The 823-nt window shown below is 58.2% G+C and carries 2 pseudogenes; both read left to right on the top strand.

Annotated features, from left to right (window positions below):
• Positions 1-623 (top strand): annotated as a pseudogene (locus tag FDX22_RS00190) (hydrogenase formation protein HypD); the annotation flags it as partial.
• Positions 620-823: pseudogene (locus tag FDX22_RS00185) on the top strand (hydrogenase expression/formation protein HypE); the annotation flags it as partial. The pseudogenes FDX22_RS00190 and FDX22_RS00185, both read left to right, overlap by 4 nt.

The raw sequence follows: 823 nt of genomic DNA, 5'->3' as shown, positions 1-823 counted from the left end.
CTGCGCAGCCTGCTGGAACAACCGGACAACGGCATTGATGCCTTTTTAGCGCCGGGTCACGTCAGCATGGTGATTGGCACTGACGCCTATAATTTTATTGCCTCAGATTTCCATCGTCCGTTAGTGGTCGCTGGCTTCGAACCGCTCGATCTCCTGCAGGGCGTGGTGATGTTGATTGAGCAGAAAATTGCCGCGCACAGCCAGGTAGAAAACCAGTATCGTCGCGTGGTACCGGATGCCGGTAACGCGTTAGCCCAGCAGGCGATCGCCGACGTGTTCAGCGTGAATGGCGACAGCGAATGGCGCGGTCTGGGCGTCATTGAATCATCAGGCGTTCNAGCGAATGGCGCGGTCTGGGCGTCATTGAATCATCAGGCGTTCACCTGACGCCTGACTATCAGCGCTTTGACGCCGAAGCGCATTTCCAGCCAGCGCCGCAGCAGGTGTATGACGATCCGCGCGCGCGTTGCGGAGAGGTATTGACCGGCAGATGCAAACCGCATCAGTGCCCGCTATTTGGCAAAACCTGTAACCCGGAGACCGCATTTGGCGCCCTGATGGTCTCCTCCGAAGGCGCGTGTGCCGCCTGGTATCAGTATCGTCAGCAGGAGTGTGAAGCATGAACAGCGTACAACTCGCCCACGGTAGCGGCGGCCAGGCTATGCAGCAGTTGATCAACAGTCTGTTTATGGAGGCATTTGCGAATCCGTGGCTGGCGGAACAGGAAGATCAGGCGCGTCTGGAACTGGCGCAGCTGGTCGCAGAAGGCGATCGCCTGGCGTTTTCAACGGACAGCTACGTTATCGACCCACTGTTCTTCCCC

This window comes from Citrobacter sp. TBCS-14, assembly GCF_005280805.1.
GTDB classification, from domain to species: domain Bacteria; phylum Pseudomonadota; class Gammaproteobacteria; order Enterobacterales; family Enterobacteriaceae; genus Citrobacter; species Citrobacter gillenii.
Note: the sequence above shows the minus strand (reverse complement) of the source record. Positions and strands in the feature narration are given on the sequence as shown.